The organism is Labilithrix sp. (assembly GCA_019637155.1).
Taxonomy (GTDB): domain Bacteria; phylum Myxococcota_A; class Polyangia; order Polyangiales; family Polyangiaceae; genus Labilithrix.
Genome location: JAHBWE010000016.1, coordinates 174,813 through 189,704, shown reverse-complemented (window position 1 = coordinate 189,704; position 14,892 = coordinate 174,813). Strand labels below are relative to the sequence as shown.

The following is a 14,892-nucleotide window of genomic DNA, read 5'->3' as shown; positions in this document are numbered from 1 at the left end:
GCGTTTGTTACGCCGAAGAAACACGCGTTGACACGCTCGTTTGAGGCTCGTACCGTCGGGGGCGATGGGCGCGAAACCTCGCACTGCCGCGGGCGGGAGAACCGCGAAAGAGCGCGACAAGGCGGAGGAGGCGCCGAACCGCCGCGGCTCGCCGGAGGCGATCGAGAAGCGCCGCGTCGCCCGCGTCTTCAACGACATCCTCGGCGGCAGCGGCTCCGCGTCGAGCAAGCTCGACGGCCGCACCGAGAAGCGGCGGCAGCGGCTCTTGAAGGAGCTCGAGGTGGGCAAGGCGCGGGGGACGCGCGAGCTCAAGCCGCTCGACGTGCTCCAGCGCGTGCAGGAGCTGATGGACCTCGGCGAGCCGCTCGGATCGATCCGCAAGGTCGCGAAGGTGAAGAAGAACGCGGTGCCGTCGGAGTCGATCGTCGGCGTCGTGGAGCGCCTCCACAAGGCCTACAACTTCCGGCCCGAGGTCTACCGCTTCGTCGGCATCGACGAGGACGTGCTGCGCGACGCGGGGGTGCTCGACGACGGTACGACCGCGCCGGCGTCCCTCGGGAAGAAGCCCGCCCCGCGGCGGCCGCGTCCATGAAGGCGCGCGCGGCCGCCTTCGTCCTCCTCGCCGGCAGCGCCGCGCTCGCGGACGACGACGCCGCCCGCCGCGCGAAGATCGCGCTCGAGGCGGGGAGCTTCTCCGCGTCGGTGGGCGAGATCGAAGATCGGATCGCCGAGCTCCCCTCCTTCCAGGTGAAGGAGTACGGCGCGACGCGCGAGGAGCTCGTGAAGGCCTACGTCGATCAGGTCATCGGGCGCGAGCTCCTCCTCGTCGCCGGCGCCGAGAAGCGGGGGCTCGCCGAAAAGTACCCGACCAAGCAGGTGCGGGAGCGCACGCTGAGCACGGCCACGCTCCGCGCGCTGCGGAAGGACCTGAAGTCGCCGGAGGCGATCCCCCTCGCCGACGTGCAGAAGTTCTACGACGACAACCGGACGCGCTTCGAGCAGCCGGAGCGCGTGAACCTCTGGCGCATCCTCTGCAAGACGAGAGAGGAGGCGACCACCGTCCTCGCCGCCGCGAAGAAGGACCTCACGATCCCGAAGTACAACGACCTCGCGCGCGATCACAGCGTCGACAAGGCGACCGCGTTCCGCGGCGGCAACCTCGGCTTCGTCGCGCCCGATGGGCAGAGCAACGAAGCCGGGGTGAGGGTCGACCCCGGGCTCGTGAAGGCGGTCGCGAACGTGAAGGACGGCGAGCTCGCGCCGGAGCCGATCCCGGAGGGCCCGAGCTGGGCGGTCGTGTGGCGGCGCACGACCGTCGCGGCGACGAAGCGCTCGCTCGAAGACGCGACCGCCCAGATCCGGACCACGATCTACCGCGAGCGCACCGAGGCGCTCGAGAAGAAGCACATCGAGGAGCTGCGGAAGGCGAAGGTGACCGGCTACGACCCGGAGCCGCTCAAGACGATCGAGCTGCCGCCGTTCGACGCCGGTCTCGCGCCGCGCGTGATCCCCTCCGCGACGAAGCGCTGACCGATCCGGTCAGGGGTTGCTGGTGCAGAGGGCGGGGCCCATCTTCGTGCACGTGCAGTTGCCCTTGCCGCCGCATGACACCGTCGAGCTGCCCGACGACTCGGACGTCACCGCGCACGCGCCGCCGGCGCACTCGAGGGTGAGCGAGCCCGCGCCGGTGTTGCGCGCGCTGCAGTTGCCGCCCGGGCACGAGAGCTTGCAGCCGCCGGGCCCCTTGCACTCGAAGGCGCAGCCCGAGCCGTCGCACGCGAGATCGCACGCGTTGACGCCGACGCAGACGCACGCGCCTCCGTTGCACGTCGAGCCGCCGCCGCCGGAGGTCGACGACGAGCTGGACGACGCCCCGCCCGAGCTGCTCGTCGACGAGGTCGACGACGAGCTGGACGACGACTCGACGCAGCTCGCTTGGATGTCGCGATCGTCGAGGCCGTTCTGACAGGAGGCGGAGTCGCTCGTCTTCACCGCGGCCTCGCAGGTCTGCTTGAGGTTGGCCTCGGTGCAGAAGGGGCACTTGCGCGCGAGCGTGCTGCAGGGATCGGAGCCCGACGGACCGTCGCTGGTGTTGTTGACCGTGCACGCGGCGAGGAGCGCGATGACGACGGCAGGAGCGAAGAGGAGGCTTTGAAGACGCATGCTGGCTAGGCTCGCACGCCGCAGGCCAGGCGCCAAACATGTAAAAGCCAAACAATTCCGGCGCGAGGGTGCGTCAGTCGCGGCCGGAGAGGGAGCGCTCGGCGCCCTGCGCCGCGTCATCGGTGACGCGGCCCGCCAGCGCCGCCGCCGCCGCCGCCTGCTCCGCCGCGCGCTTCGAGCGTCCGCTGCCAGTGCCGGCGACGGCGCCTTCGACGACGACCTCGACCTCGAAGCTCGGCTCGGGCGGTCCGAGCGTGGCGATGACGCGGTACGTCGGCGGCGGCAGGCCCCGCGCCTGCAGCTCCTCTTGCAGGCGGCTCTTCGGATCGCGGCTCGAGAGCGTCGCTGCCTCTTGAAGCGATCCTCGCACGACCTCGGCGACGAGCTTGCGCGCGCCGTCGAGCCCGTGCGCCTCGTACACGCACGCGATGAGCGCCTCGACCGCGTCGGCGAGCACGTTGGTGCGTTCGCGCTCGCTCCGCGCGCCTTTGCCGAACGCGATCGCGTCGCCGACGTCCTCCGCGCGCGCCCACAGCGCGAGCGGCTCCGCGCTGACGAGCGCGCTCCACATCCGCGTGAGCGCGCCTTCGTCCGCGGCCGGATGCGCGTTCATGAGCATCTCGCTCACGCACAGATCGAGGACCGCGTCGCCGAGGAACTCGAGGCGCTGGTTGTCGGGGAGCTTCGCCTCGTTCTCGGGCGGCTTCGTCTCGTTCGCGTGCGAGCGATGGGTGAGTGCCTCCTCGAAGCGCGGCATCGGCCCCGCGCCGACGATCGCCTCGAGGCGCGCGCGGAGGCGGGCGCGCGCGAGAGCGAGCTCGTCGTCGCGCGCCGTCATCCGGCGAGGCTGTCGCTCGCGGCGGCGAGATCGAGATCGAGCTGCGAGATCCCGCCCGCGTCGTGCGTCGTCCAGAAGACGCTCGCCTTGCCCCACGAGAGCGTGACGTCGGGGTGGTGATCGCGCTTCTCCGCGACGAGCCCGACGCGCACGACGAAGCCGAGCGCCGCCGAGAAGTCGGGGAAGGAGTACGTGCGCGCGAGCCCGTCACGCTCACGCGCCCACCCGGGGTGCGCGCCGAGCCACGAGTCCACCACCACCGCGTCGAGCTTCGTCGGCCGAGCCATGTCCGATCGTTACCACGCCTGCGGTCGCGGGCGGGAACCCCGCGGCAGGTGCGCTGTCGCTCGAGGGTCGATGCTCTCCGCCGTCCGCTATTCTCGTCGGGTGGGACTCCTCGCCTGCCCTTTTTGCCGTGAGATGTACGAGGAGGGCGAGGCCACCGCGTGCCCCGTCTGCCAGATGCCGCTCGCGCAGCTCCACAAGCTGCCGCCCTCGCACGACGCGCTCCACGACGAGGCCGGCGTCCCCACCGCGCCGGAGATGGAGCGGATGCCGCTCACCTATCTCGGTCGAGGGAAGGCGCCGCTCGCGGCGCTCGGCCTCGTCGGGCTCGTCCTCTTCTTCTTGCCGTGGGTCCAGCTCACGCTCCCCGTGATCGAGGGCCGCTCCGGCTTCGTGCTCGCGAAGAACATCGGATGGCTCTGGGGCTGCTGTGCGGCCTGGTGTGTCCTCGTGCCGACGGTGCTGAGCCGCCGCTCGATCTTCCAGATGCGGGGGGCGCGCGTCGCGGCGGCGTTTCTCAGCGCATTTCCCGCGGTCTCGGTCGCGGTGCTCCTCGCGAGGCCTCCGCACGGCGCGCGTCACATGCCCGTGCGCTTTACATGGGACTGGCCGCTCTGGGCGACGCTCGCGGTGTCCCTCGCCTGCGTCCTCCTCTCCTTCCGCCTCGGCGGCTCCGTCCGCGACATCAAGGTCACGAAGGGATCGTCGGCGGGGCAGCAGCTGCATTAGCGCGCGGCATGTGGGACCTGTGAGCGTGGCGTCCCCGCGCCGATGGAGGCATGCTGAGCGTCGGGGAACATGGCAGCGGCGCGTCGAAGGAATCCCGAGCTCGAGGAGTCGCTCGAAGAGCGGCTCGATCGCGACGCGTCCGGCGATCTCGTCGACGTCCCCGCCGCCGTCGTCTGCGCGCTCTGCGGTGACGCCGACTGCGCGGGGTGCGAGGAGAGCGCTCTCTCCCGCTCCGGCATCGTGTCGATCATCGCGTGGGAGCGCCCGCACGCGCCGACGCTCTCGCGCCTGTGGTCCACCGCGCGCTCGAGCACGCGCGACGCGGAGGCGTTCTTCGAGCTGCTCCCCGACGGACCGATCGCCCCCGCGCTGCGCTTCGCCGCGACGTGCGAGCTGCTCGCGTCGACGGCGGCGTTCCTCGCGTTCGTCGGCGTCGCCGCCGTCGTCGCGCCGAGCTGGCTGCACCACGTCGCCTTCGATCCCTCCGCGCGATCGATCGCGCTCCGCGCCCTCGTGCTCGGGCTCCCCGCGTTCGCGGGCATGCTCGTCGTCGCGCACGCCGCGCACGGCCTCTCGATCGACCTCGGCGCGCGCAGGAACGGCGGCGCGCGCGTCGCTCGTTCGCGCGCGCTCCGCTTCGGCCTCTACGCCTGCGGGTGGGACCTCGTGATGGGTCCGATCGGCGCGATCGTCGTCGCGATCAAGGAGGGGATCCGCCCCGCGCTCGATCTCGCGGGCTCGCTCTCCGGCCTCCCGACCCGCGCGACGAAGGCCTTCCTCCGCGGCTGCTACCGCCTCGAAGGCGAGCGCGCGAACAAGGCGCTCGGCACCTCGTACGTCGGCGCGACCGTCGCGACGATCGTCTTCGCGTTCCTCGTCCTCGCCGCCGTCATCGCGCTCGCGCTCTCCTGACGCGCTCGACTCACTCGACGATCGGGAAGAGCCCGTCCATCGGCGCGTCGTCGTGGCAGCCGGCGCACGACTCGATCACGCCGTCCTGCACGAGCTGACCTTGCGAGCCGACGACGGCCCAGCGCCAGTCGCCGTGCTCCTTCGCGAAGCCGGGCGCGCGCTTCTCCATCACCATCACCGGGCCCGGCGTCCGCTCGGGCGAGGAGCGCTCGAAGTGCTCCTGTACGACGATCGCGCCGACCGGGACCTCGCGCGATCGCGCCGCGAGCGCCTTCTGCGCGAGCTCGTTCGCCCAGACGTCGACCTCCCAGCGACCCGACGCGTGGCCGGTCGAGACGAAGCGCGCCTTGTTCACCTTCGCGAACGTCGCGCGGTACGAGGCGGGGAGCGACGCCGCGCCGTCGACGGGGCCGGGCGCGCCGCCGTCGGCGGTCGTGCGCCCGCCGCTCGGTTTGTCGCTCACACCGACCGCGGGGCCGCTTCCTTCGCGGCCGAAGCAGGCCACCACGAAGAGCGCCGCCCCCGCGATCAGAAGTGGACGCCGGCCTCGAGCGAGAGCGTCCACTGCCGCTTCCCCACCACGCCGGGGTTCTCGTCCTTCGGATCGCTGAGGTCGAACGCGACCTGCGAGCCGAGCCACAACATCTCGAACCGGTAGTTGAGGGCGAGCATGCCGCGGTTGCGGTGGATGCGGACCTCGTTGAACGTGAAGTTGTTGGCGTAGTCGCCGTTGTTGTCGTTCCCGTTCGCGAGCTTGTTCCGGCAGATCGGCTGCCCGGTCGTCTCCTCGAGGCCCTGGTGACCGCACTGCGCGACGGCGTCGACGTTGGGCGTCGCGTCGAGCACGTTCGAGTTGCCGAAGATGATGAGGCGCTGGAAGCCGATCGACGGGATGATCTGGGACGAGTCCTGGAGCGAGATCGGCTTCGAGATGCGCGCGTCGATGCCGACGGTGGTGAGGTAGAAGCGCGAGGTGCCGGTGACGGTGCGGAGGCCGCCGCCGACGGAGACGTCGGGGAGGTAGCCGAGCGGGCCGGTGCGGAACCCTTCGAAGACCGACCAGCGGACGTCGCCGCCGCCGATCCACATCGAGGTGTTCGAGATCGTGCCGATCGACGCGGCGAGCTCGAAGCCGAGCGGGAGGCCCTTCCGCGCCTTGAGGGCGTAGACCTGGATGATGCCGTCGGGCGAGCTGTTCGCGACGGAGAACTGGCGCGAGCTCGGGTCCTGCGTGCCGCGCGTGCCGAGGCGCCAGTACTGCTGGTAGTTGCCGCGCGACACCTCGACCGCGCGATCGGCGGAGATGCCGGTGTAGCTCGCCTCGATCGAGACCTGGAAGCCGCCGATGCCGGTCGTCCGCGCGGGATAGAAGGCGGACGGCGCGAGCGCGAACCCGAGCTCGGAGACGAAGTTCGTGAACGCGGCCTGGTTGGGGCGGCACGCGAAGTCCTGCGGGCGGAGGCCGGCCGCGACCGCGACGTTCGGCGTCGCCGCGATCGACTGGCAGGTCTGTCCCGGCGGCAGGCCGGGCGGCTGGATGACGAGCCGCTCCGGCGTCGGGTCCATGTCGCCCGCGGCGGCCGTTCGCGTCGCCGTCACGCCGAGCGCGCAGATAGCAATGAAGGCAAACGTGGCGCCGAAGCCGATGCGCACGACGCGAGCGAGGCTACTTTCCAAGCGCCGCGGTTGCAACAACGGTCGGCGGCGCGCTCGTCACGGCGCGTCGATCGCGAACGTGATCCCGTTGAAGTCGTCGGGGTTGGGGAGGCCCTCCGCGAGCGGGCCAGCGCCCTCGGTGTCGCTCCAGCTCGTGCCGTCGAAGCGCTTCGCCCAGAGCTTCCCGGAGAGCTCCTCGATCAGGAGCACGAGGTCGCTCCCGGAGCGGAACGTGACGAAGCTCGCCTTCGGGCCGATCGGGTCGCGCGGTACGAACGGCGGCTGGAGGACCCACTTGCCGTCGCGCCAGCGGCCCCAGCGGAAGCCGTCCGCGTCGCGGAAGTAGACCGCGACGGCCTGGCCGCCGGCCCAGCCCACCGCGATCGGCGCGTTGGCCTCGAGCCCCGCGTACGACTGCGTGATGTCCCCGTCGAGCGTGGCCAGCCCGTCGAGCCCGGCGCCGTTCCACATGTCGAGGCTCCAGTCGTCGCAGTCTTTCATCCCGCACACGGACTCGAGGAGCGCGAGCGCGATCCGATCGCTCGACGGATCCGCCGCCACCGCCATCACGCCGGTCTGGGAGACGTCGGGGTGAGGCTCCGACATGGCGGGAGGGATCGCCGCCGCGCCGGGAGGGACCGTGTTCCAGTTGAACGTGCCTTCGGCCGCCCACGTCACGAAGAGGTCGCCGCTCTTGCTCTCGTACGCGCCGGCGAACGCCTTGTGCTCCGTCACGCTGATGGTGCCCGCGAGGCGCGCCGGCGGCTCGAAGCCGTTCCCGGCGAGGCGCGCCGCGGCGAAGTGGCGGGAGCCGTCGACGTAGAGGAGCGTCATGTCGTCGGTGCCGGGCCGCGTGACGAGCTCGGTGAACGTGAGCGTCTCGCCGATCGAGTCGGCGAACGCGCCGCGCTCTTCCGTCCATCCGCGATCGTCGCGCGAGCGGAGGCGCGGGCTCCCCGTCGTCGCGTTGCTGTAGACGACATACGTGTTGCCGCTCTTGCCGTCGCAGGCGAGATCGAACGTGCGCCACTCCGGGCGCGCGCCGAAGTCGCGCGCCCGGAACGCCTCGCGGAACGAGCCGCCGATCCAGTCGTACACCGCGAGCTCCGCGTCGGAGACGCCGCCGGCCACCGTGTACACCGCGAGCGTGCGGCGGCCGTTGACGGTCGACCGCTTCAGCGCGACGCCGCGCACGTCGCGGCCGCTCGCGATCGCGGGTCCGTCGGCGGGCGCGCTCCACGAGCTCGTCGCGGCGTTCCAGCGGCGATAGCGGATCGCGGCGCCGCTCGCGTACGCGAGCATCGGCGAAGGATCGGGATCGTTCTCCGTCGCGGCGGCGTCGCCGTCGGGCGGCGCGGCCTCGCCGCCGTCCTCGATCGCGTTCGCGTCGAGACCAGCGTCGGCGGCCGCTTGCGCTCCGTCGTCGTAGCCGCCGAGCGGGTACGCGAGCGTGCACGCGAGCGGCATGAGGACGAGCGCGGCGCCGAGGGGGAAGCGAGACTTGAAGCTCAAGGTTTTCAGCTTATTCCAAATCGAGTCGGCACGCGGCGGGCGCCGTGCTACGTGGGGCGGCGTCATGCCGGACTTCTTCAACATCGCCCGCCATCTCACCGACGAAGAACGCTCGATCCAGAAGTCGGTCCGCGCCTTCGTCGACGCGAAGATCCTCCCCACCATCTCGGAGCACTACGAGAAGGGGACCTTCCCGATGGAGCTCATCCCCGAGATCGCGGGGCTCGGCCTCCTCGGGTGCAACCTGCAAGGGTACGGCTGCGCCGGCCTCTCGCAGGCGGGCTACGGCGTCGCGATGCAGGAGCTCGAGCGCGGCGACTCCGGCATCCGCTCGTTCGCGAGCGTGCAGGGCTCGCTCGCGATGTACCCGATCCACTCCTACGGCTCGGAGGCGCAGAAGGAGCGCTACCTGCCGAAGATGGCGAAGGGCGAGATCATCGGCTGCTTCGGCCTCACCGAGCCGGACGCGGGCTCGAACCCGGCCGGCATGCGCACGACCGCGGTCGACGACGGCGACTCGTGGGTCCTGAACGGCACGAAGCGCTGGATCACGAACGGGAACCTCGCGCAAATCGCGATCGTCTGGGCGAAGGTCGGCGGGCAGGACGGCGTCGTCCACGGCTTCATCGTCCCGACCGAGGCGAAGGGCTTCGAGGCGCAGCTGATCCACAAGAAGGCGTCGCTGCGCGCGAGCGTGACGAGCGAGCTCATCATGGAGGACTGCCGCATCCCGAAGGACGCGATCCTCCCGAACGTGAAGGGGATGAAGGGCCCCCTCTCGTGCCTCACCCAGGCGCGCTACGGCATCGCGTGGGGCGTCATCGGCGCCGCGATCGCGTGCTTCGACAGCGCGCTCGACTACGCCAAGAACCGCGTGCAGTTCGCAGGCAAGCCGATCGCGAGCCACCAGCTCGTGCAGGCGAAGTTCGCGGAGATGCTCACGCAGATCACGGCCGCGCAGCTCATGGCGCTCGAGGTCTCGAAGCACAAGGAGGAGAAGACCCTCCGCCCGCAGCACGTCTCGATGATCAAGCGCAACAACGTGCGGATGGCGCTCGAGTGCGCGCGCGTCTGCCGCGACATCCTCGGCGGCAACGGCATCACGCTCGAGTACCCGGTCATGCGCCACCTCTGCAACCTCGAGACGGTCTACACCTACGAGGGCACGCACGACATCCACACCCTCATCCTCGGCCAGGACGTCACCGGCATCGCCGCCTACGAGTGATCGCGCATGGGCGACCGCGCGACGCCAGACTTCGTTCCCTACGACGAGCTCTTGCGCGCGGAGGAGACGCGCGAGCAGAACCACGAGTGGGTCGACGGCGTCGTCTACGCGATGGGCGGTAGCTCGCCGGAGCACAGCCGACTCATGTCGCGCTTCAACGGTCGCGTGCTCACTCCGCTCACCGAATCGAGCAGTACGTCCTCGTCTCGCAGGACGAGCGGCGGATCGAGGTGCGAACGCACGACGGCGAACGTCTACGGACCGCTCGCGCTCAGTCGCGGAGCTTCAGCGTGAAGGCGGAGCCGGCGCACGGGTAGGCGACGCCGTTCTTCGTGTTCTTTCCGTCGACGCAGCCGCTGCGGTCGTCGTCGACGTAGACGTCGGCGCGCTTCAGGCCCTTGTTCACGTAGTCGAGGACGGCGCCGTTCGACTTGTCGGCGCGCGGGATGAACGCGTCGCCGAGGGCGAGGAAGTAGATGCCGTCGTCGTCGTACGCGTCGAAGACGACCTTCACGATGTCGTCAGCCTCCACGCCTTCGGGGAGCGGGATCGCGATCCGCTTCACGCCGCTGCCGCCCGCGAAGTAGCTCGCCGTCATCTGCGGCCCCCGCGCGACCTTGCCGTCGCGCGTCTCGACGTTCAGGCGGAAGCCGCCCGTCACGCGCGAGACGCCGGGCACGAACGGGATCGGGCCGCACGTCTCGTCGCCCGAGCCGCCGACGTCGTCGGCGTAGACGTCGGCGAAGAGGTAGCGCTCCATCGAGAACGTGAGCGCGCCGTCGACGCGCCCCTCGCGCTTCAGCTCGGAGTCGACGAGGCGATAGAGCCACGGCGCGTACGTATCGACGAGGCCTTCGCGCCGCCCGCCGAGCTCGGCCATGCCGATCGCGTCGCCGTCGACCGGGATCGGACGGAGCACGATCGTGAACGGGTCGTCGTTCGCGGCGTCGTTGCCGGGGTTGTTCTTGTTCCACCCGTCGAGGTCGCCGTTCGTCTTGTTGTCCCGCGACGTCCCGCACTTCTGCCCGTAGCCGCCGCGGCTCTCGAAGAGCCGGTTGTGACCGTCGCCGTAATAGAGGACAGGGTGCTCCGACTCCATGCGCGGCGCGCCGGGCGAAGGCGCCACGCCGCCGGTGCAGCGCCCGAACTTGCCGGCGCCGCCGTAGGACCAGCCACCTTCCATGTCGAGGCCGCGGCCCCAGCGCGCGATCTCGGAGCGCATCCCGCGCGCGCCGCCGCCGCAGAGCTCCACCGTGCCGCCGTCCTCGTGCGTGTACGTCAGCTGGTAGCTCTTGCCCTTGCGCGACCAGCCGGTGAGGACGGGGAGATCGTTGAACGACTTCTGCGCGGGCCACTTCAGGATCGGCGCGTGCGCGACGCCCTCGGCCATGTCCGGCGCCGGCGCGGCGAGCTTCGCGTTCGAGATGCAGGCGCCGCGCGCGGCGCGCGGGGCGCTGAGGCTCGAGACCTTGATCGTGAGGGCGTCGCCCTTCTTCAGCGCGCCGACGTGCATGCCGTAGCCGAACGCGTCCGCGCCCTGATGGAGCACGAGGTGACCGACGCGCGCGCCGCCGCCGCGGACCTCGAGGACGACCGCCTCGTTGCCCTTCTCCGCCCACGACGTCCTGCTGAGCGCCTGCGCGTCGAGCGTGAGGACCATCTCGCCGTCCGCGCGCGCGGTCGCGAGCGGCACCTCGGCTTCGCCGATCGTGGTGCAGCCCGCGATGTTCGCGACGTCGACGGCCGGAGCGTCTTCGTCTTCGTCGTAGGCCGGCGCGCAGGCGGCGAGGGCGACGAAGAAGAGAGGAAGGAGCGCGCGCATGGCCGAGGGGTGAGCAATGGTCGTACCTTCGCGCCACGCCGTAATTCCGCGTAGTTAGGGCGGGCGCGCGTCGCCCGGCGGGGGCCGGACGCGGATCTCGAGCATCCCTGCGCCAAGCGCGCGTTGCGCAGCGGCCTGCTCAACCGAGGAAGGTCGGCGCGAGCGCCCCGCTCTTCCGGAGCGCCTCGAAGAGCGCGATGCCGACCGCGTTCGCGAGGTTCAGCGATCGCACCGCGCCGAGGGTCGGGATCCCGACGAGGCGATCGTTGTATTGTGCAGTCAGCTCGTCGGAGAGGCCGACGCTCTCTCTCCCGAACACGAGCGCGTCGCCGGGCGCGAAGTCGGCGTCGAGGTAGCTCTTCGTCGCGAGCGCGCTGAAGAGGTGGAGCTTCCCGCCGGGGGAGGCCTGCGCGAACGCGTGCACGAACTGCGGGAAGTCGACGTGCTGCCGCACGTCGACGAGGTGCCAGTAGTCGACGCCGGCGCGCCGCACGCTGTGCTCGTCGATGCGGAAGCCGAGCCGGCCGACGAGGTGGAGCGGCGAGCCCGTCGCCGCGCCGAGGCGCGCGACGTTCCCGGTGTTCGGCGGGATCTCCGGCTCGACGAGCACGAGGTGAAATGGATTCGCCGGCTTCGCGGCGCGCAGACGAGGCGACGGAGGCGTGGTCACGCGCGCGGAATCCTACGACGGGATCACGTTCGCGATCGACGCGCCGGAAGCGACGGTCTAAAAATGAGGGCGCATGAGAACGGTCGTGCGACTTCCCGTCGTAGACGGGTTGGGGCAGACGCTCCGCCGGGACAACTGGTGGGTGGCGCCGCTCGTCACGTTCCTGGCGCTCACCGTCTTCGTCGTCTACGCCGCGTTCCGCGCGCTCGAAGGGAGCGCGTACACGTGGGGCCCGTACGTGTCGCCGCTCGCGTCGCCGTACTTCGAGACGAAGGGCTTCGGCGTCCCGCTCCTCACGCCGGCGACGCTCGTGCTCCCGATCCCCGCGCTCTTCCGCCTCACCTGCTACGCGCACCGGCAGGCGTACTACCGCGCGTTCTTCATGTCGCCGCCGGCGTGCAGCGTCGGCGCGGCCCCGAGCGCGCGCTACGAAGGAGAGCGCAAGCTCGCCTTCCTCCAGGTCCTGCACCGCTGGACGCTCTACCTCGCGCTCGTCTTCCTCGTCATGCTCTGGCTCGACTTCGCGCGCTCGCTCTCCTGGGAAGACCGCTTCGGCGCCGGGGTCGGGTCCTTCGTGATCCTCGTGAACTGCACGCTGCTCTCCGCGTTCACGTTCTCGTGTCACTCGTTCCGTCACCTCGTCGGTCGCTTCACCGGCGCGCGCCTCGGCTTCGTGTGGCGAGGGGTGTCGAAGCTCACGGAGCACCACGCCCTCCTCGGCTGGGCGTCCCTCGCGAGCGTGTGCCTCACCGACGTCTACGTCCGCTCGATCGCGACCGGCGCATGGATGGACTTTCGTCTCTTCTAGTCCACGCGCACGACGTGCTCGTGATCGGCGCCGGCGCCGCCGGCCTCCGCGCCGCGCTCGAGGCGCGCACCGCGGGCCTCGACGTCGCGATCGTGTGCAAGACGCTCCTCGGCAAGGCGCACACCGTGACCGCGCGCGGACCGCTCGACGCGCGCGCCGACTGGAAGGCGCACTTCCGCGACGTGATGCGCGCGGGCCGCTACCTCGCCGACTGGCGCATGGTGAAGACGCTCGCGACGGAGGCAGAGGACCGCGTCGCCGAGCTCGAGCGCTGGGGCGCGGTGCTCGATCCGACCGGCGAGCGCAACGGCCTCGAGGTGCTGCGCACGCTGCAGCAACACGCGTCCCACACCGGCATCCACGTCTACATGGAGCACACGATCACGCGGCTCCTCGGCGATCGCAACGGCGTGACCGGCGCGTTCGGGATCCGGCGCGACAACGGCGGCTTCGTCGCGTTCGAGGCGAAGGCGGTGGTGCTCGCGACCGGCGGCGCCGGGCGCGCGTTCGAGATCAGCTCGAGCTCGTGGGAGTGCACCGGCGACGGGCAGGCGCTCGCGTACCGCCTCGGCGCCGCGCTCGTCGATCCGGAGCTCGTGCAGTTCCATCCCCTCGGCGTCGTGTGGCCGCCGAGCACGCGCGGCCGCTGCGTCGCGGGCGACGTCGCCGCGCTCCGCAACGCGAACGGCGAGCGCTTCGTCGCGGACGCGCCCGACTACGTCGTCGCGCGCGCGATCAAGGGCGAGGTAGACGCCGGTCGCGGCTCGCCGCACGGCGGCGTCTACCTCGGCGAGATGGAGGTCGGGCCCACCGCGCACGCCGTGCTCGGCGGCATCCGCGTGGACCCCGAGACGCAGGAGTCGCGCGTGCGCGGGCTCTTCGCCGCCGGCGAGTGCATGGGCGGCCTCCACGGCAGCCACCGCTTCGGCGAGAACGAGCTCGTCGCGTCGCTCGTGTTCGGCCGCCGCGCCGGGCTCCACGCCGGCGAGCACGCGAAGAAGAAGACGAAGAAGAAGACCGCCGAGCGCGAAGAGCTCGCCGCGCTCGCGCGCGAGGCGCTCGCGCCGTTCGATCGCGACGAGGGCGAGAACCCGTTCGAGGTCCGCGAGGACCTCGGCGCGGTGATGCAGGCATACTGCGGCGTCGTGCGGGACGAGGCCGGGCTCCACGCGTGCATCGAGGACATCGCGCGGCTCCGCGAGGCGCTCGCGAACGTGAAGGTCACCGGCACGCGCGCGTACAACGCCGGCTGGCAGGAGGCGTTCGACCTCGAGAGCCTCCTCCTCGTCGCGGAGGCGACCACGCGCGGCGCGCTCGCGCGGAGGGAGAGCCGCGGCGGCCACGCCCGCGCGGAGGCGCCGGAGGAGGACCCCGAGCTCGCGAAGGTGAGCTGGATCGCGCGGCTCGGCGAGGGCGGCCGGATGGAGCTCGAGGCGGTGCCGCTCCCCGCGCTGCCGGAGGACATCCAGGCGGTGCTGCTGGAGGAGGAGCTCGAATGAGGCTCCGCATCTGGCGCTCCGATCCGACGACCGACGAGCCCGGCTCGTTCGGCGAATACGAGATCGACACGTTCCCGGACATGGTCGTGCTCGACGCGGTGCTCGCGATCCAGCGCTCGCTCGTGCCGGACCTCGCCGTGCGCTGGAACTGCAAGGCCGGCCGCTGCGGATCGTGCAGCGCGGAGGTGAACGGCCGCCCCGTCCTCATGTGCACGACGCCGCTCTCGCTCTACGAGAACGAGGAGGCGCTCACGATCACGCCGCTCCGCACCTTCCCGCTCGTGAAGGACATCGTCACCGATCCGAGCCGCGCGTACGAGGCGGCGCGGCGCGTCCCGCCGTTCCAGCCCGATCCGAACGGCGCGCTCGGCGCGGCGGAGGTGGAGCGGCAGCGCGAGCTCAGGAAGTGCATCGAGTGCTTCCTCTGCCAGGACGTGTGCCACGTGCTGCGCGATCAGAAGCTCTACCGGCAGTTCGTGGGGCCGCGCCACCTCTTGCATGCGGCGAGCCTCGAGCTCCACCCGCTCGACGCGCTCGATCGGCGTAAGCCGGTGCAGGAGACCTTGGGGCTCGGATACTGCAACGTGACGCGCTGCTGCACCGACGTGTGCCCGGAGGGGATCCGGATCACGGACGACGCGATCATCCCGCTGAAGGAGCGCCTCGCCGATCGGAGCGACCCGCTGCGCTGGGTGTGGGACCGTCTCTCTCCTCCGCGCAAGCGTCGCGCGCTGCCGGTGCTCCCGAGCGACGACCCCGACGAGTAATCC

Annotated in this window: 17 protein-coding genes; 9 read left to right on the top strand and 8 right to left on the bottom strand. The window is 71.2% G+C overall.

The window, feature by feature from the left end:
* Positions 1-64 precede the first annotated feature (64 nt).
* Positions 65-592 carry a hypothetical protein gene (locus tag KF837_31540; GenBank protein MBX3231901.1) on the top strand — a complete coding sequence of 176 codons (528 nt, stop codon included), beginning with the start codon at positions 65-67 and terminating at the stop codon, positions 590-592.
* Positions 589-1,530, top strand: coding sequence for a peptidyl-prolyl cis-trans isomerase (locus KF837_31535; protein MBX3231900.1), 942 nt, complete (start codon positions 589-591; stop codon positions 1,528-1,530). The genes KF837_31540 and KF837_31535 overlap by 4 nt, the downstream gene beginning before the upstream one ends.
* Before the next feature lie 9 nt (positions 1,531-1,539).
* Here the strand turns inward: KF837_31535 and KF837_31530 are convergent, their stop codons facing one another.
* The 3 genes from KF837_31530 to KF837_31520 all read right to left on the bottom strand — a co-directional run bounded on the left by KF837_31530 (position 1,540) and on the right by KF837_31520 (position 3,288).
* Positions 1,540-2,163, bottom strand: coding sequence for a hypothetical protein (locus tag KF837_31530; protein MBX3231899.1), 624 nt, complete (start codon positions 2,161-2,163; stop codon positions 1,540-1,542).
* 73 nt (positions 2,164-2,236) lie between these two features.
* Entirely contained in the window at positions 2,237-3,001 is a 765-nt protein-coding gene (gene rnc / locus KF837_31525) for a ribonuclease III (protein ID MBX3231898.1), read from the bottom strand.
* Positions 2,998-3,288 carry a 4a-hydroxytetrahydrobiopterin dehydratase gene (locus KF837_31520; GenBank protein MBX3231897.1) on the bottom strand — a complete coding sequence of 97 codons (291 nt, stop codon included), beginning with the start codon at positions 3,286-3,288 and terminating at the stop codon, positions 2,998-3,000. The genes rnc and KF837_31520 overlap by 4 nt, the downstream gene beginning before the upstream one ends.
* A 100-nt stretch (positions 3,289-3,388) precedes the next feature.
* Here KF837_31520 and KF837_31515 point away from each other — a divergent pair, with 100 nt between their 5' ends.
* Complete coding sequence (locus KF837_31515; protein MBX3231896.1) at positions 3,389-4,015, top strand: hypothetical protein; 627 nt, start codon at positions 3,389-3,391, stop codon at positions 4,013-4,015.
* 69 nt (positions 4,016-4,084) lie between these two features.
* A complete protein-coding gene (locus KF837_31510) occupies positions 4,085-4,927 on the top strand; it encodes a hypothetical protein (GenBank protein ID MBX3231895.1) in 843 nt (280 codons plus the stop codon).
* A 10-nt stretch (positions 4,928-4,937) separates the two neighbouring features.
* On the opposite strand, the gene KF837_31505 is transcribed toward KF837_31510, so the two are convergent.
* The 3 genes from KF837_31505 to KF837_31495 form a co-directional block, all read right to left on the bottom strand.
* Entirely contained in the window at positions 4,938-5,390 is a 453-nt protein-coding gene (locus KF837_31505; GenBank protein ID MBX3231894.1) for a cytochrome P460 family protein, read from the bottom strand.
* A gap of 65 nt (positions 5,391-5,455) precedes the next feature.
* Complete coding sequence (locus tag KF837_31500; protein MBX3231893.1) at positions 5,456-6,526, bottom strand: hypothetical protein; 1,071 nt, start codon at positions 6,524-6,526, stop codon at positions 5,456-5,458.
* A gap of 114 nt (positions 6,527-6,640) precedes the next feature.
* A complete protein-coding gene (locus tag KF837_31495; protein ID MBX3231892.1) occupies positions 6,641-8,095 on the bottom strand; it encodes a hypothetical protein in 1,455 nt (484 codons plus the stop codon).
* Positions 8,096-8,159: 64 nt separating this feature from the next.
* Here KF837_31495 and KF837_31490 point away from each other — a divergent pair, with 64 nt between their 5' ends.
* Together KF837_31490 and KF837_31485 are read left to right on the top strand one after the other, a co-directional pair.
* Positions 8,160-9,323, top strand: coding sequence for an acyl-CoA dehydrogenase family protein (locus tag KF837_31490; protein MBX3231891.1), 1,164 nt, complete (start codon positions 8,160-8,162; stop codon positions 9,321-9,323).
* Positions 9,324-9,329: 6 nt separating this feature from the next.
* On the top strand, positions 9,330-9,617 hold the full coding sequence (locus KF837_31485; GenBank protein ID MBX3231890.1) for a hypothetical protein: 288 nt from the start codon (positions 9,330-9,332) through the stop codon (positions 9,615-9,617).
* Here the strand turns inward: KF837_31485 and KF837_31480 are convergent.
* Both KF837_31480 and KF837_31475 read right to left on the bottom strand, forming a co-directional pair.
* A complete protein-coding gene (locus KF837_31480) occupies positions 9,595-11,145 on the bottom strand; it encodes a hypothetical protein (protein ID MBX3231889.1) in 1,551 nt (516 codons plus the stop codon). The genes KF837_31485 and KF837_31480 overlap by 23 nt on opposite strands.
* A gap of 139 nt (positions 11,146-11,284) precedes the next feature.
* Positions 11,285-11,755, bottom strand: coding sequence for a tRNA (cytidine(34)-2'-O)-methyltransferase (locus KF837_31475; protein ID MBX3231888.1), 471 nt, complete (start codon positions 11,753-11,755; stop codon positions 11,285-11,287).
* A 133-nt stretch (positions 11,756-11,888) separates the two neighbouring features.
* Here KF837_31475 and KF837_31470 point away from each other — a divergent pair, with 133 nt between their 5' ends.
* Genes KF837_31470 through KF837_31460 form a run of 3 tightly spaced genes read left to right on the top strand, consistent with a single transcriptional unit; the run spans position 11,889 to position 14,889 of the window.
* Positions 11,889-12,623, top strand: a complete 735-nt coding sequence (locus KF837_31470; GenBank protein MBX3231887.1) for a hypothetical protein — start codon at positions 11,889-11,891, stop codon at positions 12,621-12,623.
* Positions 12,599-14,122 (top strand): FAD-binding protein, encoded by a 1,524-nt coding sequence (locus tag KF837_31465; protein MBX3231886.1) that lies wholly within the window; start codon positions 12,599-12,601, stop codon positions 14,120-14,122. The genes KF837_31470 and KF837_31465 overlap by 25 nt, the downstream gene beginning before the upstream one ends.
* Positions 14,119-14,889 (top strand): succinate dehydrogenase/fumarate reductase iron-sulfur subunit, encoded by a 771-nt coding sequence (locus KF837_31460; protein MBX3231885.1) that lies wholly within the window; start codon positions 14,119-14,121, stop codon positions 14,887-14,889. The genes KF837_31465 and KF837_31460 overlap by 4 nt, the downstream gene beginning before the upstream one ends.
* Positions 14,890-14,892 lie beyond the last annotated feature (3 nt).

Excerpts from the sequence above, each read along its gene's own strand:
- KF837_31540 (MBX3231901.1), top strand. The coding sequence starts at position 65 with ATGGGCGCGAAACCTCGCACTGCCGCGGGCGGGAGAACCGCGAAAGAG.
- KF837_31535 (MBX3231900.1), top strand. The coding sequence starts at position 589 with ATGAAGGCGCGCGCGGCCGCCTTCGTCCTCCTCGCCGGCAGCGCCGCG.
- KF837_31530 (MBX3231899.1), bottom strand. The coding sequence starts at position 2,163 with ATGCGTCTTCAAAGCCTCCTCTTCGCTCCTGCCGTCGTCATCGCGCTC.
- rnc (MBX3231898.1), bottom strand. The coding sequence starts at position 3,001 with ATGACGGCGCGCGACGACGAGCTCGCTCTCGCGCGCGCCCGCCTCCGC.
- KF837_31520 (MBX3231897.1), bottom strand. The coding sequence starts at position 3,288 with ATGGCTCGGCCGACGAAGCTCGACGCGGTGGTGGTGGACTCGTGGCTC.
- KF837_31510 (MBX3231895.1), top strand. The coding sequence starts at position 4,085 with ATGGCAGCGGCGCGTCGAAGGAATCCCGAGCTCGAGGAGTCGCTCGAA.
- KF837_31490 (MBX3231891.1), top strand. The coding sequence starts at position 8,160 with ATGCCGGACTTCTTCAACATCGCCCGCCATCTCACCGACGAAGAACGC.
- KF837_31485 (MBX3231890.1), top strand. The coding sequence starts at position 9,330 with ATGGGCGACCGCGCGACGCCAGACTTCGTTCCCTACGACGAGCTCTTG.
- KF837_31480 (MBX3231889.1), bottom strand. The coding sequence starts at position 11,145 with ATGCGCGCGCTCCTTCCTCTCTTCTTCGTCGCCCTCGCCGCCTGCGCG.
- KF837_31470 (MBX3231887.1), top strand. The coding sequence starts at position 11,889 with ATGAGAACGGTCGTGCGACTTCCCGTCGTAGACGGGTTGGGGCAGACG.
- KF837_31465 (MBX3231886.1), top strand. The coding sequence starts at position 12,599 with ATGGATGGACTTTCGTCTCTTCTAGTCCACGCGCACGACGTGCTCGTG.
- KF837_31460 (MBX3231885.1), top strand. The coding sequence starts at position 14,119 with ATGAGGCTCCGCATCTGGCGCTCCGATCCGACGACCGACGAGCCCGGC.